This window comes from Prauserella halophila, assembly GCF_024171895.1.
Lineage (GTDB): Bacteria > Actinomycetota > Actinomycetes > Mycobacteriales > Pseudonocardiaceae > Prauserella > Prauserella halophila.
In genome coordinates, this window is record NZ_JAMTCQ010000015.1 from 89,616 (window position 1) to 113,433 (window position 23,818).

Sequence of the window (23,818 nt, forward strand, 5' to 3'; positions counted from 1 at the left end):
TTGACACGATCTGGTGGCTTTTTTGAATTTTCTCTGACCCGGATGCCGGAACGGCAGGTCGGAGACTCACACGGGCAACCAGGGCGAACCCACCGCAAGTCTACGCAACTCGGGGCCGAGTCCCGGTAACAGCGCGTGTACCTCACGCGTGGCACGACGGCGGTGCTCGTCGGCACGCGCCGGGTCGGCATCGGCTGCGAGGAGCCGGCCGGGCCAGGACAGCGACGCGAACCCGTGGGCGTCGATCGCCGCCAGCGCCGACGTCACGAGCGCCGCGGGCCGCGCCGGTGCCGCGCCGTCGGCCCCGGCCGCCGGGACCGGACCGCCCGCCGCATCGACTCCGGCCGCCGAGGCCAGGCCGCCGGCCGCATCCCATCCGGGTTCCGCATCCCATCCGGGTGCCGGGTCCCATCCGGACGCCGGGTGCGATCCGCCCGGCACGCCGGGCCCGCGTGCCAACAGCGCCGCGGCGAGGACGAGTTCCGTCTTGGCCCGGTGCCGTACCGGTACCGCGTCGGGCACCGCGCCGACGAGCCGCAGGGCCTCCTCCGCCGATACGACGGCCGTGGCCGGATCACCGCCGGCGAGTGCGGCCTCGGCGCCCACCCAGCCCGCACGGATGCGGGAGCGCCTGCTGCCGCCACCCGACCCGAAGGCCGCGTCGAGACCGGCCGTTGCGTCTCCCACGAGGCGGCGCGCCAGGGCGGGCCTGCCCAGTGCGAGGTGGTCGGCGGCCAGCCCGAGCAGGGCGTCGGCCCGGGCACCGGCGACGTCGATCCCGTCGACATCGCCGCCATGGCCGCCATGGCCGTGCAGCCCCGCCACGGCGGCGAGCGCGGCGCCGTCGGCAGGCAGGGCTGCCGCGTGTCCGCCGAGTTGCCGCCGATGGGAGGCGATCGTGCTCGCCGCGAGCGAGGTGATCACGACGTCGCGACTGTGCCGGAGCCGGTGCAACAACGTGGTCGCGGCGGCGTAGCGGCCGTGGGCACCGAGCACGACGGCGGCCAGCCAGCACTCCCGGTCGGTGCGGGCCCGCGCCGCGACACCGGCGATCCGGTGATCCGGCGTGACCGCGGGCTCACCCGGATCGCCGAACGCGAGCGTGCGGAGGCTGTTCTCGAGGGTCACGGACCCATCCTGCCGCCGGATGCCCGCCTTGCCCGAACACCGCGTCCCCGACACCGCGTACCCGGACACCGACGGGCCGGAACGCGACCCGCGACCTACACCGTGTCGGCTATTACACCTGCGGGGGATGCCTAAAGAATGAATCCTCGTGCCGATCACTTGAACAACTTTTGCCACACTTCTACCGTGCTCCTCGTTGCACCGAATGGAGTAGTCGTACTTGATCCGGTTACGTGGAGCCGGATTCGACGAGGGGACACCGATGGCGGATATCCGCAGGCTTCCCGGCCCGAATGCCGATATCTGGGATTGGCAGCTCGAGGGGTCGTGCCGGGGCATGGACAGCGGCTCGTTCTTTCACCCCGACGGAGAGAGAGGACCGGCGAGAGCACGACGGGAGGCCAGAGCAAAGGCGGTGTGCCGAGCGTGTCCGGTGCTGGAGCTGTGCCGGGAACACGCTCTCGCGGTCCACGAGCCCTACGGCGTGTGGGGCGGCCTGTCGGAAAGCGAGCGCGACCACATCATCCGCAACGAACACCGCTCACTGACCGTCGTAATGTGAATCTCTTTCCCGAGGGGGATAAAGAATGGGGTGCCCGGCCGGGCACCCCATTCTTTTGACCGAACCGTCTTTCCAGAAAACTTTTTCGCAGAACTATCTTTCCTGCGAGCGATCTCACCGATCGGGCCAGGCGTTCATCGCGAGGTCGACGATCGACCGCAACTCGCCCGCCGAACGGCCGTCCCGCGCCAGATTCGACAGCCCGTTCCGGACGGTCTCGCAGAAGCCCACGAGGGCATCGAGGTCGGCATCGGCAGGAAGCTCACCCTCCGCGACCGCCCGCTGGAGCCGCGCGGCGATCCGCTCCCGGGTCACACGCCGTTGCCCCGCGAGGAACTCCCGCACGGCGTCGTTGCCGGGGGCGCAGTTCGTCGCCGCGTCCACGACCATGCACCCACGGGGCAGCGCCGGGTCGGTGTAGAGCCCGGCGTTCGCCAGGAGCATCGCCTGGACGGCGCGCCGCACGACCGGCTCCCGATCGAGCTCGTCGACCGCCTGCCAGCCGTAGTGCCGCACGTAGTGCTCCACGGCCTCCCGGAACAGCGCCTCCTTGTCGCCGAACGCGGCATACAGGCTGGGTGATCCGATCCCCATCGCCGCGGTCAGGCCGGACACCGACGTGGCCTCGTAGCCGTACTCCCAGAACATGCGCATCGCGGCATCGAGCGCCGCCTCCCGGTCGAACGCCCTCGGGCGACCTCGGGGTGACATAGGCCTCTTTCTGTAGTGGTCGGCACAAAAAAGCTTGACCAGTCTACCCTACGCGTCCTATTTATATATCGATCGATACAAAAAAGGGGTACATGCATGACACTGACAGGCAAGGTCGCACTCGTCAGCGGCGGCAGCAGGGGAATCGGCGCAGCGATCGCCACCAGGCTCGCCGCCGACGGTGCCGACGTGGCGTTCACCTACACCTCGGCGGAGCAGCAGGCCGGCGAGGTCACGGCGCGGATCGAATCGCAGGGCAGGAAGGCGCTGGCGATACGCGCCGACAGCACCGACCCCGACGCGGTGGCGGATTCGGTCCACCGCACGGCCGAGACGCTCGGCGGCGTGGACATCCTCGTCAACAACGCGGGCGTCTTCCCGACCGCGACGATCGACGAGCTCACCGTGGCGGAGATCGACCGGACGCTGGCGATCCACGTCCGCGCCGTGCTGGTGGCCACCCAGGCCGCGAGCCGGTACCTGCGCGACGGCGGCCGGGTGATCAACATCGGCAGTAACCTCGCCGGGCGCGTTCCCGGACCGGGGCTCAGCCTGTATTCGGCGAGCAAATCGGCCCTCGACGGGCTCACGCGCGGCCTCGCACGCGACCTCGGCCCGCGCGGCATCTCGGCCGTCGTGGTGCACCCGGGGTCGACCGACACCGACATGAACCCGGCCGACGGCCCGAACGCCGCGGCACAGAAGGCGGGGCGGGCGCTGGCCGAGTACGCGGCGCCGGAGGACGTCGCCGCCACCGTGGCCCACGTGGCCGGTGAGGGCGGCCGGTTCCTCACGGGCAGCGGCATCACGGTCGACGGCGGCGCCAACACCTGAGCCGAGGCAGGACGGGCCCGCACCGCCGCCGCCCCGCACCGTCGCCGCCCCGAACGACGCCGCTCGGGGCGGCACCCGAGCGGCGCACCTCGGGACGCGCCCGAAGGATCCGCCCCGCACGACGCGCCTACCCGACGGGGCATACACGAAAGGCGGGGCGGCACCCCGATTCGGAGTGCCGCCCCGCCTTCGTCGTAGCTACGAGCAGCCGTCAGTGCGCGTGGCCGTGACCGGCGTCCTCGTCCTCGTCCTCCTCCGGCTTCTCCACCACGGAGCCCTCCGTGGTGAGCACGAGCCGGGTGATGGACGTGGCGTTGGACACCGCCGAACGCGTCACCTTGACCGGGTCGACGACACCGGCCGTGAGCAGGTCGGTGAGCTCGCCGGTCGCAGCATTGAGGCCCTGGCCCCAGCCCTGCTCCTTGATCCTGGACACCAGCACGGCCGCCTCGAGGCCGGCGTTGTGGGCGATCCAGTACAGCGGAGCGGTGAGCGCCTCACGGACGATCTTGACGCCCGTGGCCTCGTCGCCGGTGAGCCCGAGGTTGCCCTCGAGCTCCTTCGACGCGTGAGCCAGCGCGGAACCGCCACCGGGCACGATGCCCTCCTCGACGGCCGCCTTGGTGGAGGCCACGGCGTCCTCGATGCGGTGCTTGCGCTCGTTGAGCTCGGTCTCGGTGGCCGCACCGACCTTGATGACCGCGACGCCGCCGCCCAGCTTCGCGAGCCGCTCCTGGAGCTTCTCGCGGTCCCAGTCGGAGTCGGTCGTCTCGATCTCGCTGCGGATCTGGGAGATCCGGTCGGCGATGGACTCCTTGGAGCCCGCGCCGTCGACGATGGTCGTCGCGTCCTTGGTGATCTCGATGCGACGGGCCTGGCCCAGCACGTCGATGCCCGACTCGGACAGCTTCATGCCGATCTCGCTCGAGACGACCGTGCCGCCGGTGACGACGGCCAGATCGTCCAGGAACGCCTTCCGGCGGTCACCGAAGAACGGCGCCTTGACGGCCACGGCGCTGATCGTCTTGCGCAGCGAGTTGACGACGAGCGTGGACAGCGCCTCGCCCTCGACGTCCTCGGCGATGATCAGCAGCGGCTTCTTGGTCTCGGCGACCTTCTCCAGCAGCGGGAGCAGCTCGTTGAGCGACGAGATCTTCTCCCGGTGCAGCAGCACGTAGGCGTTCTCGAGGGTCGCCCGCTGCTCCTCCGGGTTCGTCGCGAAGTGCGCCGACAGGAAACCCTTGTCGAACTGCACGCCCTCGGTGATGTCGAGCTCGGTGGCCATCGTGGAGGACTCCTCCACGGTGATCACGCCGTCCTCGCCGACCTTCTCGACGGCCTCGCCGAGCAGGGCGCCGATGTTGGCGTCCCGCGACGTGACCGTGCCGACCTGGGCGATGTTGTCGCGGCCCTTGACCGGGGTGGCCTTGTTCTTCAGGAACTCGACCACGTGGTCGGTGGCCTTCTCCATCCCGGCGCCGAGCGCGGCCGGGTTCGCACCGGCGGCCACGTTGCGCAGGCCCACCTTGACCAGCGACTGTGCGAGCACGGTCGCCGTCGTGGTGCCGTCGCCCGCCACGTCGTTCGTCTTCGTGGCGACGCTCTTGGCCAGCTGGGCACCGAGGTTCTCGAACGGTTCGTCGATCTCGATGTCACGGGCGACCGTCACGCCGTCGAGCGTGACCGTCGGGCCGCCGAACTGCTTGTCCAGGACGACGTGCCGGCCACGCGGACCGAGCGTCACCTTGACGGCGTTGGCGAGCTTGTCGACCCCGCGCTCCAGCGCGCGACGAGAATCGTCGTCGAAATTGATCTGCTTGGGCATTGAGGAACCTCTCTCCGGGCACGCGAAACGCCCCGACCCCCGGCGTCAGCGGGGCCCGGGGCGTCAACGCATAGCGGGTCGTCAGTTGACGACGGCCAGCACGTCGCGGGCGGACAGGATCAAGTACTCCTCGCCGTTGTACGTGACTTCGGTGCCGCCGTACTTGGAGTAGATGACGACGTCGCCCTCGTTCACGTCCACCGGGACGCGGTTGCCCTTCTCGTCGACACGGCCCGGGCCGACGGCCAGAACCTTGCCCTCCTGGGGCTTTTCCTTGGCGGTGTCCGGGATGACGAGGCCGGAAGCCGTCGTCTCCTCGGCCTCGCTCCTCTGGACAACCATCTTGTCCTCGAGCGGTTTGATGTTCACGCTCACCGGGGTGACCTCCACGGTCTAAGAAAGCGTTGGCAGGTACCTATTGGGTACGGCGCCTACCACCCCGCCGTCGCGGGTGCCGGGGCGTGTCTGGTGCCGTTTCAATTAGCACTCTAGCCACCGGAGTGCTAGCCGCGCAAGTTGGGGTACCCCTCGGGTAGCACGATCGCGCCACGTCGCAGGGAGTGCCGACACCGACCCGACGCCGATCGGCACGCTCCGTTCAGGAACCTCGGCGCCGTCCGCCGCGTTGGGCGAGCATGCGGCGGGAACGAGCGTGGCGACTGGCCGAGCGATACGGCACCCGTTTCGTCGAACGAGACGACGAAACGCGGGTCGCGTACCTCCGCCCTGCCCCCACGGCCGGTCGGACGTCGGCGCCCGTCGTGTTCCTACCGGGCGGCCCCGGCATCGGCTCCGTGTTCCTGTACCGGGCGCTGCGGAGCCAGGCCGCCGCACGCGGCCTGGACGTATTGATGATGGAGCACCGCGGGGTCGGGTTCTCACGCCTACGGGCCGATGGGACCGAGCAGGCGTCCGCCGACGTGACCGTCGAGGCGGCGGCCGACGACCTGGCCGCGATCCTGGACACGGAAGGCGTCGAGCGGGCGGTCGTGTACGGCACGTCGTACGGTTCGTACCTCGCGCAGCTGTTCGGCGTGCGGCATCCCGGCAGGGTGGCGGGCATGGTGCTCGACTCCCCACTGCTGTCGGCCGGCGACCGCCACACCGTCCGCGCCCACCGGCGGGAGCTGCTGCTCCACGGCACGGAACGACTGCCCACGCTGGTCCGCGAGGCCGTGGCCGCCGCCGACGACCTCGGCAGCGGCCACGACGTGGAGACCGTCGGCCAGGTGGCGCAGGTCGTGTACGAATTCGCGGGGCCGGAGACACTGGAACGGCTGCTGACGACCCGGCAACGGGGCCGCGGCGGCCGGACGTGGCGGTGGCTGGCAAGTCTGGGCGCATCCGAGCGAGACGGCGAGGCGAGCCCGTTCGTCGCGGAGTTCGACCTGGTCGCAGGTATCACTCACGGCGTACTCGGGTTCGGCGCGGACGCCGACGGACTGCCGCTCGACCCGCAGCAGGCGTTCGCCGCGACCGCCGCGCACCCCGACGCGCCCGCGTTCACCGGCGACACCGTCGATCTGCCCGCGGCGCTGCCGGGCTTCACGTGGCCGACGGCGGTGGTCTCCGGCGCACGGGACCTGCGCACGCCGCGGCGGATCGCCGAGCGTGCCGTCTCACTACTGCCGGACGCCGCGTTGTTGCGCCTGCCCGAGACGGGACACAGCGCGATGGACACCCACCGGCTCGCCGCACTGCACGTCGCCCACCACGTCGAGCGCGGCGACCTTCGCGGGCTCGCGCAGCGCGCCGACCGCATCGCGACACTGCCCCGGCGCGGTATGCTGGGCACCCTCGGCCCGCTGATCCGCACCGCCGTTCGGCTGACCACCTGACCATCTGACCGCCGACAGTGCGTATGCCCCGCGCCGGGGTCAGTGCCCCGAGGTCACGGTGGTTCCACCGGGTGCGCCACATCCTCCCCTCACGACAGGTCCTCCCCTCACGACAGATCCTCCCCTCACGGCAGAGCGACTACACCGTTCGCGCGCGAACGCAACCAGGTGCCATCGGGCGCATCACCGCGGCGGCGGTCGCGGATGTCATGCGGACGGACGACCAGCCTTCCGGAGGAAAGTTCGTTCCACGATGGACGAGTTGTCGGTACGTTCCTCACGTCACATCGCTTGCGAGGAGTGAACGCATGGACACCTTCCCTCGACGTACCGCACTGCGCGCCGCCGCCGGAACCGCCGCCGCGACCGCGGGGCTCTCGGCCACGAGCGGCTCCGCCTCCGCCGCGAGCACCGCGGGAAGGAGCGCCCGGCAGCGTGCGTTCACCGCGGCCGCCGCCGAATTCGGCGTGCCGGAACGGGTACTGCTCGCCGTGTCGTACCTCGAATCCCGCTGGGACGACCACGGCGGCCGGCCGAGCAGCGGCGCCGGATACGGCCCGATGCACCTCACCGACCTGCGCACCGCGGCCGCCGGTGGCAGTCACCACGACAGCCACGGCAGCGCTGTCGGCACCGACACCCCCGCCGGCCCCGCCGACACCACCCCCACAGCCGCAGACGTCGGCGCGAACACCGCCGTCGAGGACCCGCGCGGCGACACCGCCCGGCGCCCGCTCCGGCCCACCTCCCCCGCCGAGGGACAGCCGACCGCACGGTTGCAGAGCATCGACCTCGCCGCCGAACTCACCGGTGTCGACAACGAGACACTGCGCACCGACCCCGCCGAGAACATCCGCGGCGGCGCCGCGCTCCTCGCGCACTACCACCGCACGTCCGGGGTCGGCGGCTCCGAGCCCGGCGACTTCTACGGCGCGGTCGCCCGTTACAGCGGCGCCGACGACGAGGCCACGGCCGGGTTCTTCGCCGACGAGGTGTACACCGTGCTGGCCGAGGGCGCCGAGCGCGCGACGGTCGACGGCGACACGGTGCGACTGGCCGCGTCCCCCGCGCACCCCGACCGCACCCAGTTGCGTTCGCTCGGCCTGCGCACCGCGCGCGCCGCACCGCCCGAAGGTCCCGGCGGCCTGCCCGTCGAGTGGATCCCGGCACCGTACGAACAGCTCTCCGACGACCCGGGCCACTACGGCAACCACGACCAGGCGAACCGGCCCGACAGCCAGCGCATCACGCACCTCGTCATCCACGACACCGAGTGCTCCTACGACGTCGCCCTCGGTCTGGTGCAGGATCCGGAGTACGTGTCGTGGCACTACACGATCCGCTCCTCCGACGGGCACGTCGCCCAGCACGTGCGCGCCGAGGACGTCGGGTGGCAGGCAGGCAACTGGTACGTCAACGCCACGTCGATCGGCATCGAGCACGAGGGCTTCGCCGCCGACCCCACCTGGTACACGGAGGCGATGTATCGCGCATCGGCGAAGCTGGTGCGGCACCTGGCACGCCGGTTCCGCATTCCGCTGGACCGGCACCACATCATCGGGCACGACAACGTGCCGGGCACTACCCCGGAGCACGTCGCGGGCATGCACTGGGACCCGGGTCCGTACTGGGACTGGGCGCACTACTTCGAGCTGCTCGGCGCCGCGCTGCCGACGTGGCGCGCCGACACGGGGCTCGTGGTGATCCTGCCGGACTTCGACACGAACCACGTGCCGTTCCACGGCTGCGACGCCGACGATCCGTCCGCCGCGTGCCCCGTCACCGGCTCGTCGATGGTCATGCTGCGCATCGAACCCCGCGACGACGCGCCGCTGCTGAACGACCCGGCACTGAACCCCGGCGGCGCACCGCAGTCGAGGCACCTGTCCGACTGGGGCAGTCGCGTCGTGACCGGCCAGGTGTACGCGGTCGCCGGGTCGGACGGCGACTGGACGGCGATCTGGTTCAACGGTACGAAGGCGTGGCTGAAGAACCCGGCGTCGGCGCCCGTCGCACGGCCGACGCTCGGCGTGGTGGCCGCCCCGAAGGCCGGTTCGGAGCGGATCCCCGTGTACGGGCGGGCCTATCCGGAGGCGAGCGCCTACCCCGAGGGCGTGCCGCCGCAGGAGCTCACGCCGCTGCAGTACTCGATCCCCGAGGGGCAGCGCTACGCCGTCGGCCTGGTCGTGGATGCGGAGTACTACCACGCGAAGACCTACGACGCGTCCCGGCACGTCGTCGTCCGCGGGGAGAAGTACGCCCAGGTGCAGCTCGGCCACCGCGTCGCCTACGTCCGGCTCGCCGACGTCGACACCTGGCACGTGTAGGAGCCCGCACACCCGGGGGCACCTTGGTTTCGTTCAATGCAACCAAGGTGCCCCGGGGGGCTCTCGGCACCGCGTGTCCTGCGTTCAGCAGGATTCCCGGACGATGCCCGCAGAGCGAGACCGTGTTAACGCGCACGCCGAGTTCGGCAGTCGGAGACTCCGCACCAAGCTCGTGACCGGAAGTGGCACGGGCGCCGAAGGTGCCAGCGGTGTGCGTGGCGCCGGGTGTCAGTCCAGACCGGCGCGGTCCAGGACGTCGTTGAGGAAGTCGACCCAGGGTTCCATGTCGTCGGGATACAGCGGGCCGTTCCGCCAGGTGACGATGTCGGCGCCGTGGAGCAGGAGATTCGCGTCGTCCTTGCGGCGGCATAACAGCGACCGCACGTCGCCGTTCAGCAGTGTCGCCGCGAGTTCCTTGTCCGCGGTCTTCACGCCATAACGGCGGTCGAAATAGTCGTCACCGGTGCTCTGCCCCAGACCGGCGCGCTGCGCGAGGCGGCCGAGCGTTCCGCGCGGGCCGACTTCCAGCGTCGACACCTCGCTGGCCAGGCCCACGACGACGACCTGCAAGTGCTGCCGTTTGGACCGGCCTTCGGTGTACTCGAAATCCGCGCTGTACTGGAAGACGACCAGTGGGCGGCCGCGATGCGAGCCGTGGAAGACGTAGTCCGCCCGCGGGCGTTTCCCGTCGTCGAACGGCGAGTACTTGCGGTAGCGCGAATTGTAGTCGGTGCTGTACTTCTCGTAACGCCAGCCCAGCCCTGACGCCAACTGCGCGTAGTCGCTGTGGGTCTTCTGCTTTTCCTTCCATGTGATGTAGAAGTAGATCCCGACGACGACGGCTGCGCCGACGTACCAGAGCCAGTGCGGCATGCTTCAGTCCTTCACGCCGGCCAGGGCCTTCTCGGCGATGGCCGTGGCGATCTCACAGGGCTTGTCGGCCGGGTCGATACCAGACATCGACGTACTCAATGTCTCCACCGGCGCGTCCGGCCCTAAGGTCACGTCCACCAAGCACTGATCGCCTTCCGGCGGCCGGCCCTCGACGGCATCGGCTCCGCTGATCGTGATCTTCTTCGTGTCGAGGTGATCCGCCACGGTGTCCAGACCGGTGCTGACGCTCGCGGTCGAGGCGTAGTCCGCGGTGGCGTAGTAACACTGCGGACCTCGCTTCTGACCCTCGTTGAACGAGATGCCCGTCGCCTCCTTCAGGTCCGCTGCCGTCACCAACTCACACGGGGATATCGGCGAGACCTCGGGTGTGGACGGCGTGCCCGAATCATCGCCCGCGGCACCGGACGTCTGCTGCCCACAGGAAGCCAGGGCGACCCCGCCTGCCACCACACCGAAAACAGCCGAAATTTTCCGCAAGAGCGATCCGCTGTTCATCCACACCACCTTCTTTTTGCTTCGGCCACACATCAGTACCGCAGATCTACGCAAACCATGGCGAACTGTCGAAGTAGTCGTCATCGTCCACCGGTGCCACTTTTCGATCGGAATCATCAACACCCCCCGATTCGCTCGAATCGTCCCCGTCAAGTCCGGAAACTTGACCAGCAATGACATCCAGTTGTTCCGGTGCAGAAACACGAGGATTCGATCGGAACGCTTCGACAACACCGGGGTCCCGCGCGAGAGAACCGTCCGCAACGGAACTCCATGTTATTTCTCCGCTGGCGACCCTGGTAGCGACTGCGCCCCATTCGGGGGTATTCCCAGCCCCTGTGACGTACGAAACAAAAAGATCGATTTCCTCGTCAGTCCGCCCTGCATCTTCGTCGTCGACCTGCGAAAGAAGCTCCTCCGACGCCCGAATATCTGATGCGACATCGTCGAGCGCCGCTTCGAGGGCACGCCGAGCCTCGATCATATCCGGCGATGACTGCACGTCAGACCGCTCGATTCTCACCTGACCGAGCCGCCCTTCTCCACCGACTTCGGCCCAGGGTTCAGCGTATCGTCAATTCGCGATTTCCGTTCCTCAAGCTTCCCCTTACTTTCGCGATACTCCCTGGTCTGCTTCTCCATGCCAGCCGTACCATCACGAACGTCCTTGATCACGGAGAAGCCGTCTTGTGTTGAATTTATATCCGGAATCGCCTTGATTGCATCGAATACCTGGACGAAGGACTTGATGTACTGCTTCACGACGTCAGTCAACTTCTGGATCGTCTTGTGTATCCCGAGAACTTGATTAACGATCTGAATAATTTCTTCAACATCCTCCCAGTAGGGGAACTTCTCAAAACCGGTGGCCACCCACTCAACAGCTTTGGCGAAGACACCACCCAGGCTACTAATGGCACGGGTCGCGAGATCCTTGATCTTGTTGATAATCTTCTTCAGGAGCTTCACGACAACTTCGGCCAGATTTACAAGGCCCTCCGACAGCCTGACGAACCCCGCGCCCATAAAGTCCGACATCTCTTCTGCCACAAAAAGAGCAGGACTCCAAATGTTCTCAACGAGAGATTGAAAAGCCTCGGATGCCTGACCCTGGCTCCAAGAATCCCGTAGAACAACATGGGCATTGTCGGTCAGATTCGCCGAGATTGCACGGAAATTGTCAGCCACATGCTTCCACGCTTCACCGTTCTCCGCAATGCGATTGAAGTCGCCGGAAATTGGTTCGACGAGAGTCGCATAGAGACCCTTGTTCTCGTCGCTGAAGAAGTTGCGCCAGAACCAATCGACTTCGTCCAGGAGGAAGTAGTCTTCCTCAAATTGTTCGGCGAGAGACTTCTTGGCAACCGTCGGAAAGAATCCCTTGACCTCTACGGTGTCCTTAAACTGCATTAAAGTCTCCCCCTTCCGCTGGGCGCTCGATTCGCTCTTGCGCCTCGGCCTCCGCAAGGCCGTACTGCTCAGCAGCCGATAGTAGGCTGTCAGCCATTTGATTCATCTTCTTAGTGGCCATCTCGGAAATCGGTCCAAGAGTTTCTTGGCCGAACGCGGAAAACGAATCGCCAATCGGCGCAAGCAAGCCAGTAAACCCTTTGGCGCTCAGTCCTTCATACTGCGCATCAATGCGGATCACCTCAAAACCCGTCGCCAAGTCAGAGATATACTTGGCAAGATCACGCAGAACAAGTGGGTCGACTTCGTGCCCCCCCTGTAGCAGACATAATCCCCTCCGTAGTCGAACTACGTTCGCAGGCTACTGCTCGTGGCCACCGTGTCAACTTCGCTGTAGCCGAAATCAGTGAAGCAGCCTCTCCCCACAACGATGTACACACCGGAAGCGCTCAGGACGTGCCCAGCTCACCCATCTCAGACCAGCACCGTGTCCACGGGCAGGCCGGGGTTGGCGGACAGGTCGAGGGAGCTGGGCTTGTGGCCCGCGGCAGCGACGTGGGCGCCGAGGGCGGCGATCATCGCGCCGTTGTCGGTGCACAGCCGGGGCCGCGGGAGGCGCAGCTCGATGCCGGCCTCGGCGCAGCGCTCCCGCGCCAACGTCGACAGCCGCGAGTTCGCCGCCACTCCACCGGAGACGACGAGCGTGCCGATACCGGCCTCGGTCGCGGCGCGCACCGCCTTCGCGGTGAGCACGTCGGCGACGGCCTCCTGGAACGACGCGGCGACGTCGGCGACCGGCACCTGCTCGCCGCGTTCCTGCGCACCTTCGACCCACCGGGCGACAGCGGTCTTCAGGCCCGAGAACGAGAAGTCGAACTTCGGGTCCCGCGGGCCCGTCATGCCGCGGGGGAACGCGATCGCCTGCGGATCACCGTCACGGGCGGCCTTGTCGATCGGCGGGCCGCCGGGGTACGGCAGGTCGAGCAGCCTGGCGACCTTGTCGTAGGCCTCCCCCGCCGCATCGTCCACAGTGGAACCGAGTTCGGTGATCGTGCCCGCGATGTCGTCGACCCGCAGCAGCTGCGTGTGCCCGCCGGAGACGAGCAGCGCCAGGCACGGCGTCGGCAACGGTCCGTGCTGCAGCGTGTCGACGGCGATGTGGCCCGCGAGGTGGTTGACGCCGTACAGCGGCACGTCGAGCGCCGCCGCGTAGGCCTTCGCCGCGGACACACCCACCAGCAGCGCGCCTGCCAGCCCGGGACCGGCGGTCACGGCGACCGTGTCCACATCGGACATCGACAGTCCGGCGGTGTCGAACGCGCGCTGGGTCGTCGGCACCATCGCCTCGAGGTGCGCCCGGCTGGCGATCTCCGGTACGACGCCGCCGAACCGCGCGTGCTGCTGGACGCTCGAGGCGACCTCGTCGGCCAGCAGCTCCACGGTGCCGTCGTCGTGGGCGGCGACCAGTCCGACACCGGTCTCGTCGCACGAGCTCTCGATGCCCATGATGATCTTCGCCATCAGCGGCCGTCCTCCTGTCGCTGGCCGGTGATCGCGTCCCGGCGCATCGTGTAGGCGTCGGCGCCGGAAGGCTGGTAGTAGCCCTTGCGCACGCCGAGTCGTTCGAATCCGTGCTCGCCGTACAGCCCGATCGCGCTGTCGTTGTCGACGCGCACCTCGAGAAAGACCTGCGCGGCCAGTTCGTCGGCCTTCGCCAGCACCGCGCGCAGCAGCGCCTTGCCGACACCGGTGCCCTGGTGCTCCGGGCGGACGCCGATGGTGTGCAGGCTCGTCTCGTAGTCGCCGCGCTTGCCCATGATCGCGAGGCCCGCGTAGCCGAGCACGTGCTCGTCGCCGTCGCGAACGGACCCCTCGACGGCGACGAGGTAGTGGCCGCCGAGATCGAGTTCGCTGTGGAACGCGGCGGGCGGCCACGGGCTGTCCCCGGCGAACAGCACCGTCTCGATCTCCGCGCACGCACGGACGTGCCGCCTGCGCATCGGCTCCAACCGCACGGGCGCCGCGCCGTCGGGGTTCCCGGCCTCGGGGTTCACGGTGCCGTCGGGGTTCGCGGGAGTGCTCCGGCCGGGCATCATGCCGTCACCCGCTTGCGGGGCGTCGGTTCGGCGGCGTGGGGCCTGCGCAGGTACAACGGTGTCAGCGGCCCCGGCTCGCGCGCCGTGAGGATCTCCGCCGCGGCTGCGCGCACGACGCCCTCCGGCGTCGGCTGTTCGTGGTCGGCGACGTGCCCCGCCGTCTCGGGCACCTCGGCGCGCGACCCGACGTGCGGACCGTCGGTGCGCGCCCCCGAGGCGTCGTAGGTCGCCCAGTACACCTCGCGGCGGCGGGCGTCGGTGACGACCAGGGCGGGGCAGGCCGGACCGGCGGCGATCGCATCGAGCGTGCACACCGGGTAGGCCGGAACGCCGAGGCTGTGTGCCAGCGCCGCGCCCGTGACCAGGCCCGCCCGCAGCCCGGTGTACGGCCCGGGACCGGTACCCACGGCGACGGCGCCGAGATCGGCGAGTGTGATCCCGGCGTCGGCGGTGGCCTCGAGCAGGTGCGGGGTGAGCAGCTCGCCGTGTGCCCGCGGGTCGACGGTCACGCGCGCGGCCACCTGTTCGACGACGGGTCGTGCGGCGGCAACAGCGGTGGCGCCGTCGGCCGCGGCGCTGTTGGCATCGGTACCGCCGGCAACGGCACGGGCGGCCTCGGTGTCGCCGGCCTCGGTGTCGCCGGTCGTGCCCGCCGGGCCGGACAACCGGACGATCCCGGCGGTCACCGCGGGCGTGGCGGTGTCAAGGGCGAGAATCAGCACCCTTCGAGCGTACGACGTCGCGGGGACCGCGCTGTGCGAGAGGATGGGTGCAGTCGGCCGGAGGCGCGAGCGGTCTCCCGGCCGGATCGACCGCAAGGAGGCGCACCGGTGCTTTTTCCCGCGTTGCACGACCGCCGTGAGACGACTGCGCTGAGGTTCGGCGACCGCAGCCTGACCTACGCCGAACTGGCGACCGCGGCGGCGGCCCTCGCCGAACGGCTGACGGCACGGCTCCGCTCCGGAATTCCCGCAGGCGCCGCGGACGCCCAGGGCGGGTCCGGGCGGGTCGCCGTGTGGGCGACGCCGACGCTCGAGACGGCCGTCGCCGTGGTGGGCGGACTGGCCGCAGGGACACCGGTGGTGCCCATCAACCCGAAGATCGGCGAGCGCGAACTCGCCCACATCGTCGGCGATTCCGCACCGGAACTCGTGCTCGCCGCCCCCGGCGACCGGCTGCCGGAGGGGCTGGCCACGACAGCGCGCCTCGACGTCGACGTCCTCACCGGCACCCGCACCGACAGCGCGGCACCTTCGGACGGGGACGTGCTGCCCGCCGACGGGGATGCGCTGCCCGACGAACCCGCCGCCGATACGCCCGCGGTGATCGTCTACACCTCCGGCACGACGGGCGCTCCGAAGGGCGTGGTGCATCCGCGGCGGTCGATCGCCGTGACGCTCGACGCCCTCGAGGACGCGTGGCAGTGGACGTCGGCCGACACCGTGGTGCACGGGCTGCCGCTGTTCCACGTGCACGGGCTGATCCTCGGCGTGCTCGGCCCGCTGCGCCGCGGCGGCACGGTGTGGCACCTCGGCACGTTCTCCACGGCCGCCCTGACCGACGCGCTGGCGAACGGCGCCACCATGATGTTCGGCGTCCCGACGATGTACCACCGGATCGCCGACGAGGTGGAGGCCGACCCGGCGCTGGCCGAGGCCCTGCGCGGCGCACGGCTCCTCGTCTCCGGATCGGCCGCACTGCCGGTGCACGACCAGCAGCGCATCCACGCCGCGACGGGCCAGCGTGTCGTCGAGCGCTACGGCATGTCCGAGACGATGATGAACACCAGCGTCCGCGCCGACGGCGAGCGTAAACCGGGTACGGTCGGCGTTCCGCTGCGCGGGGTCGAGCTGCGGCTGGTCGACGAGTCGGGCGCGGTGATCGAGGTGTGGGACGGCGAGACCGTCGGCGAGATCGAGGTGCGCGGGCCGAACCTGTTCACCGAGTACCTGAACCGGCCGGACGCCACTTCGGAGGCCTTCCACGACTCGTGGTTCCGCACCGGCGACATGGCCACTCGGGACGCCGACGGGTACGTGAAGATCGTGGGCCGCAAGGGGTCCGACATCATCAAGTCCGGCGGCTACAAGATCGGCGCCGGCGAGATCGAGAACGCGCTCATCGAACATCCCGGAGTGGCCGAGGCGGCGGTGACCGGCGAGCCGGACGGCGATCTCGGCGAGCGGATCGTGGCGTGGGTCGTGCCGGCCGGCGCCGCGCCGGACGAGGCCGAGCTCGCCGACCACGTGGCCCGCCTGCTGACGCCGCACAAGCGGCCGCGCGTCGTACGGTTCCTGGATCGGCTGCCGCGTAACGACATGGGCAAGCTGATGAAACGGTCGCTGCCCGGCTGACCTGCCTGGTCCCGCCCGGGACGATCGATGCCCCTGGAACCTGCAACACGGTCCCTGGAAACTGCAACACGGCCCCCGGAAACTGCAACACGGCGGTTGTTCGTCTGCACCGTGCCCGCCCACGGACCCACACCGGCACCATTCGCATGAGGGGTGGCGGTCGGGCGACGGTGGGCGCAGGACACGCGGGTCAGGAGAGGGAGTCGACTCGGGTCGTCCAGGTGCCGTGGGGTTCGACGGTGACGGTGCGGGTGTCGTCGGGGTGGCGGTCGATGCGGACGACCAGCCGGTCCTCCGACAGCGGTTCGGCCAGCCCTTCGCCCCATTCCACGACGACCGCCGACGACTCCAGTTCCGCGTCCAGGTCGAGGTCGTCCAGTTCGGACAGATCGCCGCCGAGGCGATAGGCGTCGACGTGCACGAGCGCGGCGCCGCCGTCACCGGCGGGGTGCACGCGCGCGAGCACGAACGTCGGCGAGCTGACGCGGCCGGACACGCCCATACCGTCGGCGATTCCGCGCGTCATCGTCGTCTTGCCCGCGCCGAGCGAACCGGCCAGCAGCACGAGATCACCCGCCCGCAGCCGCCGGCCCAACGACCGTCCGAACCGGATCGCGTCGTCCGCGGTACTGAGTTCGATGGTCACCGGCGCCACCACCTCGCCTTCCGTGTCGCCTTCCGTGTCGCCTTCCTCTGACTCCTGACACCGGCGCACCGCTGCACCAGTTCGATCACGTGCCGGTTGACCTCGTCCGGCTGTTCCAGGTGCAGCATGTGGCCGGCACCGGGCAGCCGCAGCAGCGACGCGTCCGGCATCTCGGCGACGATGCGCTCGGTGTGCGCCTGCGGCGTGATGCGGTCGGCGTCCCCGCCGACGACGAGCGTGTGCACGTGCGCCAGCCCTGCCAGCGCGGCGTAGCGGTCGTGGGTGCCGAACGTGTCGGCGAAGGCCGCCAACTGCTTCACCGACGACACCGCCAACATCTCCTGCATGAACGACACGACCTCGGACGGCACGTCGTGTTTACCGAACGCGAGGTGCCGCACCGCGGTGCGCGTCAGCTGACCGCCTGCGGCGCGCACGAATTCGACGATCCCCGGCTGCCATCCGGCGAGTCCGCCGACGCTGCGGGTGAACGGATTCTTCCGGGACAGCAACGATTTCGGCAGTCCGTGGCTGCCGACCTCGCCGGCGGCGGTGGCCAGCAGCGCGACGCCGCGAACCTGGGAGGCGAACAGCTGCGGAACCTGCTGGACGAGTTCCATCAGCACCATGCCGCCCATCGAATGTCCCATCAGGACGATCGCATCGTCGGGGGCGACGGCACGGATCACGGAGTGCAGATCGGCGGCGAGCTGTTCGATGGTGCACGCCGATTCGTCCGCGGGCGCGGATTCGCCGTGCCCGCGGTGGTCGTAATAGACCTGCCGCACGCGCGGATCGTCGAGCGCGGTCAGCGCCTTCCGCTGGAAGTGCCAACTTCTGCGGGACAGCCCGAATCCGTGCACGCCGATGACCGTCAGCGCGTGGTTGCCGCCCGCGGCCGGCACCTCCTCGACGGTGAGCGGGGTGCCGTCGTCGACGGCCACCCGCGACACCTTGCCGTCGTCGAACACACCGAGACGGGTCGCGGCGTCCTCGGCCGTCACGGCTCCCCGCCCGTGTACTCGCGCAGCACGCGCGGCCGGTACATGCCGGTGACGATCTCGTAGTCGATGGTCCCGATCGTGTCCGCCCATTCGCGCGCCGTCGGCCCGCCCGCCGAGCCGGTGCCGAACAGCACGACCTCGGTGCCGGCCTGCGGTTCGTCGTCGCCGCAGTCGACGACGATCTGGTCCATGCACACCCGGCCGACGACGGGCCGCCTGCGCCCGCCGAGCCACACGTCCATCCGGTCCGACAGTGTGCGCGGCACCCCGTCGGCGTAGCCGACGGGCACGAGGGCGAGCGTCGTGTCCCGCTCGGCGGTCCAGGTGAGGCCGTACGACACCGACTCCCCCGCCGCGATGCGCTTGGTCAGCACGACGTGCGAGGAGAACGTCATCGCCGGCGTGAGGTCGGCCGACTCCGGCACGGGGTTGAGGCCGTAGATCGCGATGCCGGGGCGGACGAGGTCGAAGTGCAGGTCCGGGCGGGTGAGCGTGGCGGCGGAGTTCGCCAGGTGCCGCAACGGGTTCAGGCCCGCCTCGCGCGCGAGGGCGTAGGCGTCGGCGAACCGCTGGGCCTGCCGGTCGATCGAGGGGTGGCCGGGTTCGTCGGCCGCGGCCAGGTGCGACCACACCGCGACCACGTCGATGCCCGGTTCCGCGGCGGCGGACTTCACCAGCGCGGGCCACAGTTCGGCAGGGCAGCCGTTGCGCGAGAGCCCCGTGTCGATCTTCAGGTGCACGCGCCCCCGCCTGCCCGTGTGCGCGGCGGCGGCCGCCACGCGCGCGAGTTCGGCCGCCGACGACACCGACACGTCGATGCCGGCCTCCAACGCGGGTGTGAAATCGGTGTCGACGGCGTCGAGCCAGCTCAGCAGCGGCGCGTCGATCCCGGCCTCGCGCAGGGCCAGCGCCTCGGCCAGCGAGCACGCCCCCAGCCACGTCGCGCCACCGCGCAGGGCCGCGCGGGCGACCTGTTCGGCGCCGTGGCCGTAGCCGTCGGCCTTGACGATCGCCATCGCGGCGGCGCCCGACTCGGCCGCGCGCGACGAGAGCAGCGCAACGTTACGGCGGATCGCGCCGAGGTCCACGGTCGCCAGCGCCCGCGCCGGCCGGGTGTGTGCGGTCATGAGCTTCCTGCGCTGCTGTCGAGGGCCGTCGCCGGGTGGCGGCGGCCGGTCGTTCGAGGGTGCGGGCACGTGGCTGCGGGCCGGGACGGGTCGCCGCGGTTCACGTGCCGCGCGGGCCATCCTCGCACAGCGCGCGCACCTGCCGGATCGCCTCCGGCACGGCCATGAGCACCTGCGATGCCGACGTCGGCGCGCCTGCCGCGGCGATCTCCCCCGCGCGGGCGTGGACGTCGGCGGCCGCGCCCGCCGCGAGCCACGGGTCGAGTCCCGCGGCGAGCAACCCGCCGAGGATGCCGGAGAGCACGTCGCCGGACCCCGCGGTCGCGAGCCAGGCACCGCGCGGCCGGTTGACGAGCACTCGCCCGTCGGGGGCGGCGACGAGCGTGCCGTGGCCCTTCAGCAGCACGACGGCGTCGAACCGGCGGGCCGCGTCACGGGCGGCGGCCACGCGGTCGGCGCCGGGGCTCGCCCCGGTCAGTCGGGCGAACTCGCCGTCGTGCGGGGTGAGTACCAGCGGCGTGCCGGGGTCGCGCGCGTCGAGGACCTCGGGGCGCGTGGCCAGAAGCGTGATCGCATCGGCGTCGGCGCACACGGGCACGCCCTGCCCGAGGACGTGGGCGAGGACGTCGTGGCCATCGCGCCCGGTGCCGAGACCGGGGCCCGCCGACCACGCCTGCACGCGGCCCGCATCGGCCACCGATCCGGTCGCGACGACCTCCGGCCACCAGGCGCGCACCTCGTCGGCGGCCGGTCCGGCGTAGCGCACCATGCCGGACGTCGCCCGCACCGCGGCGCCGGTGGCGAGGACCGCCGCACCGGGATAGGTCGCCGAGCCCGCGGCGATGCCCGTCACGCCCTGGGTGTACTTGTCGTCGGCGGGCGCCGGCACCGGCCAGGCCGCGGCGACGTCGGCGACGTCGAGCTGCTGCAGGTCGGGCGCGCGATCGTGCTCGGCGCCCAGCGGCAGGCCGAGGTCGACGAGCGTGACGTCGCCGCACCGGCCGGGATTGAGCACGTGCACGGGTTTGCGGGCGCCGAACGTGACCGTGGCGACGGCCTGTACCGCAGGGCCGTCGACGGCTCCGGTGTCGGGATCGACGCCGCTGGGCAGGTCGACGGCGAGTACGGGTGCGGCGACCCGCTCGAACACGTCGGCGGCCGCAGGCCGCAGTGGGCCGCGCGCGGAGATGCCGACGACGCCGTCGACCACCAGATCGGCCCGGCCGGTCCACTGTGGAAGGTCCGATTCGGACAGTACGCGACCACCGGAACGGCGGAACGCGGACAGCCCCGCGGCGTGCGCCCTCTCCGGAGTCAGCAGCACCGCGCCGACGCCCACGCCCCGCTTACGCAGGAACGCGCCCGCCCACAGTGCGTCGCCGCCGTTGTTGCCCGCCCCGACGACGAGCAGCACGCGGCGGCCCGCGACACCGCAGGCGTGCTCGGTGAGCAGTGCGGCCGCCCGCACGGCGACGGCATGGGCGGCGCGGTGCATGAGCGCACCGTCGGGCGTGCGCGCCAGCACCTCGTCCTCGGCCTCCCGCACCCCGGCGGCCGGCCACACGCCGCGCACGGCGCCTACTCCACCGTCACGGACTTGGCAAGGTTGCGCGGCTTGTCGACGTCGAAGCCGCGGGTCCGCGCGATCTCGGCGGCCAGCACCTGCAGCGGCACGGTCGAGACCAGCGGCTGCAGCAGCGTCGACACGGCGGGCACCTCGATGAGCTCGTCGGCGAACGGGCGCACCGTTTCGTCGCCCTCCTCGGCGATGACGACGGTGCGGGCGCCGCGGGCCTGGATCTCGCTGATGTTCGACACCAGCTTGGCGTGCAGCACCGCGCGGCCCCGCGGCGACGGCATGACGACCACGACCGGCAGGTCCTGCTCGATCAGCGCGATCGGACCGTGCTTGAGCTCGCCCGCGGCGAAGCCCTCGGCGTGCATGTAGGCGAGTTCCTTGAGCTTGAGCGCGCCTTCGAGCGCCACCGGATACCCGACGTGCCTGCCCAGGAACAGCACGGCCTTCGACTCGGCGAGCCGCGCGCCGAGTTCACGTACCTGGTCGACGCTCTCCAGCGCCTGTTCGACCGCCTTCGGCATGGCTTCGAGCTCGGCGAACTCGCGGCCCACCTCGTCGGGGAACTTGGTCCCGCGGGCCTGTGCGAGCGCGAGACCCACGAGGTAGTTGGCGGCGATCTGCGCGAGGAACGCCTTCGTGGACGCGACGCCGATCTCCGGGCCCGCGTGGGTGTACAGCACGGCGTCCGACTCGCGCGGGATCTGTGCACCGTTGGTGTTGCAGACCGCCAGCACCCGGGCCTTCTGCTCCCTGGCGTGGCGCACGGCCTCGAGGGTGTCCATCGTCTCGCCGGACTGGGAGACGGCCACGACGAGCGTGTCGCGGTCCAGCACCGGGTCGCGGTAACGGAACTCGCTGGCCAGCTCCACCTCGACGGGCAGGCGGCACCAGTGCTCGATCGCGTACTTGGCGACCAGCCCCGAGTGGTACGCCGACCCGCAGGCGATGACGAACACCTTGTCGATGTCGCGCAGGTCCTGGTCGGCGATGCGCTGCTCGTCGAGGACGACCCGGCCACCCGAGAAGTGCCCGCGCAGCGAGTTGGCGAGCGCCTCGGGCTGCTCCTCGATCTCCTTGAGCATGAAGTACTCGTGGCCGCCCTTCTCGGCGGCCGACAGGTCCCAGTCGACCGTGAACGGCTTGCCCTGGGCGAGTTCGCCGTGGAAGTCGCTGACCTCGTAGCCCTCGCGGGTGATGGTCACGAGCTGGTCCTGGCCGAGCTCGACGGCCTCGCGGGTGTGCTCGATGAACGCGGCGACGTCGGAGGCCACGAACGTCTCCCCGTCGCCGACACCCACCACCAGCGGCGACGAGCGGCGTGCGGCGACGATCTGGCCCGGATGGTCAGCGTGCGTCACGACCAAGGTGAACGCACCGTCGAGCTTGCGGCACACCGCGCGGACGCTGGCCGGCAGGTCACCGGCGGTGTCCGGGTCCTTCTCGTAGGCGCGCGCGATGAGGTGCGCGGCCGTTTCGGTGTCGGTGTCGCTTTCGAGCTCGATCCCGTCGGCCTCCAGCTCGACGCGGAGCGCGGCGAAGTTCTCGATGATGCCGTTGTGCACCACCGCGACACGTCCGGCCGCGTCGCGGTGCGGGTGCGAGTTGCGGTCCACCGGCGGGCCGTGCGTGGCCCAGCGCGTGTGGCCCATCCCGGACGTGCCCTCGAACCGGGACCGGCCGGTCGCATCGACCGCGGCCTCCAGGTTCGCGAGCCTGCCCGCCTTCCGCTCGACGGTCAGGCCGCCCTCACCGTCCAGGACGGCGACGCCCGCCGAGTCGTAGCCGCGGTACTCCATGCGTCGCAGCCCACCGAGCACCACATCCAGTGCGTCCCGGTGCCCGACGTATCCGACGATTCCACACACGCCCCCCAGCGTATCGACACCTCGCCGCGGCGCCGTTCCGGCCGTGGCGAGCGGGTGTGGTGGCGGCCCACGGGGTGTGTGCCCCGAAGGGCACCTTCGGGGCGTTGAGTGCCCCCAAGGTGCCCTTCGGGGCATGAACACCACGGCGCCTCGGCCGCGACAGTGCGGATCGCGGACCTGTGTCGGCCGTCTCGCCGGCACGGGTTGTCGCGTAATCTGCCCGGCATGGCCAAGGCGAAGCAGTTGCTCGAGGACCTCACCTTCCCGGGACCGCACGATGTGCTGCGCGGCGACCTGGCACTGGTCGGGTTGCCGGGCGTGGTCTACACGCCGAAGGAGGGCCGCGGACTGGCGGCCGTCGCGTTCGGGCACGGGTGGCTGCAGCCGACCGGTCAGTATCGCGAGCTGCTGCGGCACCTGGCGAGCTGGGGCATCGTCGCGGCCGCCCCGTCGACACAGGGTGGGCCGCTGCCCTCGCACCGGCTGCTGGCCGACGACCTGCTGTCGACCCTGGACATGGTCACGAACGTACGGCTGGGACCGGGCGCCATCAGCGTCGATCCGGAGAAGGTGGGCGTCGGCGGGCATTCCGTGGGCGGTGGCTCGGCGGTGCTGGCGGCCGCGAAGGAGCCGAAGGTCCGCGCCGTCGGCACGTTCGCCGCCGCTCAGACGATGCCGTCGGCGTCGACGGCGGCCGGACAGGTGCGCTGTCCCGGGCTGCACCTGGCGGGCGGGGACGACCTCGTCGCACCCGCCCAGGGCAACGCCGAGGCCATCGCACGCGCCTGGGCGGGGCCGGTGCAGTTGCGGACCATGCCGAAGGCGTCGCATCTGGCCGTCACCGACGGCATGCACTGGAGCAGGCTGCTCGTGCACGGCAAGCCCAACCGTGCGGCGCACCGCACGGTGCGTGCGCTGCTGACGGCGTTCTTCCTGACGCACCTGACCGGCACCACGACGTACCTGCCGCTGCTCGAGGAGAGCGTCAAGGCGGCCAAGCTCGTCGACCTCGACGAGGCGGACACGGACTCGGCCACCGGCTCCGGCAGGACCGCGCTCGCGAAGGCGAGCTGACCGGGCCGCGGCTCAACGGCAGAGCACAACCCAACGGCAGCGCAACCCA

Annotated in this window: 23 protein-coding genes; 6 read left to right on the plus strand and 17 right to left on the minus strand. The window is 70.5% G+C overall.

Annotated features, from left to right (window positions below):
* Positions 1-66: 66 nt before the first annotated feature.
* A complete protein-coding gene (locus LY41_RS22235) occupies positions 67-1,128 on the minus strand; it encodes a hypothetical protein (RefSeq protein WP_253866269.1) in 1,062 nt (353 codons plus the stop codon).
* A 262-nt stretch (positions 1,129-1,390) separates the two neighbouring features.
* Here LY41_RS22235 and LY41_RS22240 point away from each other — a divergent pair, with 262 nt between their 5' ends.
* A complete protein-coding gene (locus tag LY41_RS22240; protein ID WP_253866271.1) occupies positions 1,391-1,690 on the plus strand; it encodes a WhiB family transcriptional regulator in 300 nt (99 codons plus the stop codon).
* 114 nt (positions 1,691-1,804) lie between these two features.
* On the opposite strand, the gene LY41_RS22245 is transcribed toward LY41_RS22240, so the two are convergent.
* Positions 1,805-2,401 (minus strand): TetR/AcrR family transcriptional regulator, encoded by a 597-nt coding sequence (locus LY41_RS22245; protein ID WP_253866273.1) that lies wholly within the window; start codon positions 2,399-2,401, stop codon positions 1,805-1,807.
* A 96-nt stretch (positions 2,402-2,497) separates the two neighbouring features.
* On the opposite strand from LY41_RS22245, the gene LY41_RS22250 reads away from it, so the two are divergent.
* The gene (locus tag LY41_RS22250; RefSeq protein ID WP_253866276.1) at positions 2,498-3,235 is read left to right on the plus strand and encodes an SDR family NAD(P)-dependent oxidoreductase; all 738 of its coding nucleotides are present in this window, start codon (positions 2,498-2,500) and stop codon (positions 3,233-3,235) included.
* Between the two features lie 211 nt (positions 3,236-3,446).
* Here LY41_RS22250 and groL read toward each other — a convergent pair whose 3' ends face one another.
* Complete coding sequence (gene groL / locus LY41_RS22255; protein WP_253866277.1) at positions 3,447-5,060, minus strand: chaperonin GroEL; 1,614 nt, start codon at positions 5,058-5,060, stop codon at positions 3,447-3,449.
* Positions 5,061-5,141: 81 nt separating this feature from the next.
* Entirely contained in the window at positions 5,142-5,435 is a 294-nt protein-coding gene (gene groES, locus LY41_RS22260) for a co-chaperone GroES (protein ID WP_308292295.1), read from the minus strand.
* 260 nt (positions 5,436-5,695) lie between these two features.
* Between groES and LY41_RS22265 the strand changes: the two genes are divergently transcribed.
* Together LY41_RS22265 and LY41_RS22270 are read left to right on the plus strand one after the other, a co-directional pair.
* Complete coding sequence (locus tag LY41_RS22265; protein WP_253866279.1) at positions 5,696-6,898, plus strand: alpha/beta fold hydrolase; 1,203 nt, start codon at positions 5,696-5,698, stop codon at positions 6,896-6,898.
* A gap of 308 nt (positions 6,899-7,206) precedes the next feature.
* A complete protein-coding gene (locus LY41_RS22270) occupies positions 7,207-9,225 on the plus strand; it encodes an N-acetylmuramoyl-L-alanine amidase (RefSeq protein WP_253866281.1) in 2,019 nt (672 codons plus the stop codon).
* Between the two features lie 228 nt (positions 9,226-9,453).
* On the opposite strand, the gene LY41_RS22275 is transcribed toward LY41_RS22270, so the two are convergent.
* The 8 genes from LY41_RS22275 to tsaB all read right to left on the minus strand — a co-directional run bounded on the left by LY41_RS22275 (position 9,454) and on the right by tsaB (position 14,842).
* Entirely contained in the window at positions 9,454-10,098 is a 645-nt protein-coding gene (locus LY41_RS22275) for a hypothetical protein (RefSeq protein ID WP_253866283.1), read from the minus strand.
* A gap of 3 nt (positions 10,099-10,101) precedes the next feature.
* Complete coding sequence (locus tag LY41_RS22280; RefSeq protein WP_253866286.1) at positions 10,102-10,614, minus strand: DUF3558 family protein; 513 nt, start codon at positions 10,612-10,614, stop codon at positions 10,102-10,104.
* 46 nt (positions 10,615-10,660) lie between these two features.
* Entirely contained in the window at positions 10,661-11,116 is a 456-nt protein-coding gene (locus LY41_RS22285; RefSeq protein WP_253866288.1) for a hypothetical protein, read from the minus strand.
* Between the two features lie 17 nt (positions 11,117-11,133).
* A complete protein-coding gene (locus LY41_RS22290) occupies positions 11,134-12,024 on the minus strand; it encodes a WXG100 family type VII secretion target (RefSeq protein ID WP_253866289.1) in 891 nt (296 codons plus the stop codon).
* Positions 12,014-12,265, minus strand: coding sequence for a hypothetical protein (locus tag LY41_RS22295; protein WP_253866291.1), 252 nt, complete (start codon positions 12,263-12,265; stop codon positions 12,014-12,016). Before LY41_RS22295 ends, LY41_RS22290 begins: the two co-directional genes overlap by 11 nt.
* 233 nt (positions 12,266-12,498) lie before the next feature.
* Positions 12,499-13,545 (minus strand): tRNA (adenosine(37)-N6)-threonylcarbamoyltransferase complex transferase subunit TsaD, encoded by a 1,047-nt coding sequence (gene tsaD / locus LY41_RS22300; protein WP_253866292.1) that lies wholly within the window; start codon positions 13,543-13,545, stop codon positions 12,499-12,501.
* Complete coding sequence (gene rimI, locus LY41_RS22305) at positions 13,545-14,039, minus strand: ribosomal protein S18-alanine N-acetyltransferase (protein WP_253866452.1); 495 nt, start codon at positions 14,037-14,039, stop codon at positions 13,545-13,547. The genes tsaD and rimI overlap by 1 nt, the downstream gene beginning before the upstream one ends.
* A 77-nt stretch (positions 14,040-14,116) precedes the next feature.
* The gene (gene tsaB / locus LY41_RS22310; protein ID WP_253866294.1) at positions 14,117-14,842 is read right to left on the minus strand and encodes a tRNA (adenosine(37)-N6)-threonylcarbamoyltransferase complex dimerization subunit type 1 TsaB; all 726 of its coding nucleotides are present in this window, start codon (positions 14,840-14,842) and stop codon (positions 14,117-14,119) included.
* A gap of 108 nt (positions 14,843-14,950) precedes the next feature.
* Between tsaB and LY41_RS22315 the strand changes: the two genes are divergently transcribed.
* Positions 14,951-16,474: an acyl-CoA synthetase gene (locus LY41_RS22315; RefSeq protein ID WP_253866296.1), complete on the plus strand. Its 1,524-nt coding sequence runs from the start codon at positions 14,951-14,953 to the stop codon at positions 16,472-16,474.
* 190 nt (positions 16,475-16,664) lie between these two features.
* Here the strand turns inward: LY41_RS22315 and tsaE are convergent, their stop codons facing one another.
* The 5 genes from tsaE to glmS form a co-directional block, all read right to left on the minus strand.
* The gene (gene tsaE / locus LY41_RS22320; protein ID WP_372493339.1) at positions 16,665-17,120 is read right to left on the minus strand and encodes a tRNA (adenosine(37)-N6)-threonylcarbamoyltransferase complex ATPase subunit type 1 TsaE; all 456 of its coding nucleotides are present in this window, start codon (positions 17,118-17,120) and stop codon (positions 16,665-16,667) included.
* The gene (locus LY41_RS22325) at positions 17,117-18,124 is read right to left on the minus strand and encodes an alpha/beta fold hydrolase (RefSeq protein ID WP_372493340.1); all 1,008 of its coding nucleotides are present in this window, start codon (positions 18,122-18,124) and stop codon (positions 17,117-17,119) included. The genes tsaE and LY41_RS22325 overlap by 4 nt, the downstream gene beginning before the upstream one ends.
* A complete protein-coding gene (gene alr, locus LY41_RS22330; RefSeq protein WP_253866302.1) occupies positions 18,121-19,251 on the minus strand; it encodes an alanine racemase in 1,131 nt (376 codons plus the stop codon). Before alr ends, LY41_RS22325 begins: the two co-directional genes overlap by 4 nt.
* Positions 19,252-19,351: 100 nt before the next feature.
* On the minus strand, positions 19,352-20,824 hold the full coding sequence (locus LY41_RS22335; RefSeq protein WP_253866304.1) for an NAD(P)H-hydrate dehydratase: 1,473 nt from the start codon (positions 20,822-20,824) through the stop codon (positions 19,352-19,354).
* Between the two features lie 5 nt (positions 20,825-20,829).
* Positions 20,830-22,695 carry a glutamine--fructose-6-phosphate transaminase (isomerizing) gene (gene glmS, locus LY41_RS22340; RefSeq protein ID WP_253866305.1) on the minus strand — a complete coding sequence of 622 codons (1,866 nt, stop codon included), beginning with the start codon at positions 22,693-22,695 and terminating at the stop codon, positions 20,830-20,832.
* Positions 22,696-22,920: 225 nt separating this feature from the next.
* On the opposite strand from glmS, the gene LY41_RS22345 reads away from it, so the two are divergent.
* Positions 22,921-23,769 carry a dienelactone hydrolase family protein gene (locus LY41_RS22345; protein WP_253866307.1) on the plus strand — a complete coding sequence of 283 codons (849 nt, stop codon included), beginning with the start codon at positions 22,921-22,923 and terminating at the stop codon, positions 23,767-23,769.
* The last annotated feature ends 49 nt before the right edge of the window (positions 23,770-23,818 follow it).

Excerpts from the sequence above, each read along its gene's own strand:
- LY41_RS22240 (WP_253866271.1), top strand. The coding sequence starts at position 1,391 with ATGGCGGATATCCGCAGGCTTCCCGGCCCGAATGCCGATATCTGGGAT.
- LY41_RS22245 (WP_253866273.1), bottom strand. The coding sequence starts at position 2,401 with ATGTCACCCCGAGGTCGCCCGAGGGCGTTCGACCGGGAGGCGGCGCTC.
- LY41_RS22250 (WP_253866276.1), top strand. The coding sequence starts at position 2,498 with ATGACACTGACAGGCAAGGTCGCACTCGTCAGCGGCGGCAGCAGGGGA.
- groL (WP_253866277.1), bottom strand. The coding sequence starts at position 5,060 with ATGCCCAAGCAGATCAATTTCGACGACGATTCTCGTCGCGCGCTGGAG.
- LY41_RS22265 (WP_253866279.1), top strand. The coding sequence starts at position 5,696 with ATGCGGCGGGAACGAGCGTGGCGACTGGCCGAGCGATACGGCACCCGT.
- LY41_RS22270 (WP_253866281.1), top strand. The coding sequence starts at position 7,207 with ATGGACACCTTCCCTCGACGTACCGCACTGCGCGCCGCCGCCGGAACC.
- LY41_RS22275 (WP_253866283.1), bottom strand. The coding sequence starts at position 10,098 with ATGCCGCACTGGCTCTGGTACGTCGGCGCAGCCGTCGTCGTCGGGATC.
- LY41_RS22280 (WP_253866286.1), bottom strand. The coding sequence starts at position 10,614 with ATGAACAGCGGATCGCTCTTGCGGAAAATTTCGGCTGTTTTCGGTGTG.
- LY41_RS22290 (WP_253866289.1), bottom strand. The coding sequence starts at position 12,024 with ATGCAGTTTAAGGACACCGTAGAGGTCAAGGGATTCTTTCCGACGGTT.
- tsaD (WP_253866292.1), bottom strand. The coding sequence starts at position 13,545 with ATGGCGAAGATCATCATGGGCATCGAGAGCTCGTGCGACGAGACCGGT.
- alr (WP_253866302.1), bottom strand. The coding sequence starts at position 19,251 with ATGACCGCACACACCCGGCCGGCGCGGGCGCTGGCGACCGTGGACCTC.
- LY41_RS22345 (WP_253866307.1), top strand. The coding sequence starts at position 22,921 with ATGGCCAAGGCGAAGCAGTTGCTCGAGGACCTCACCTTCCCGGGACCG.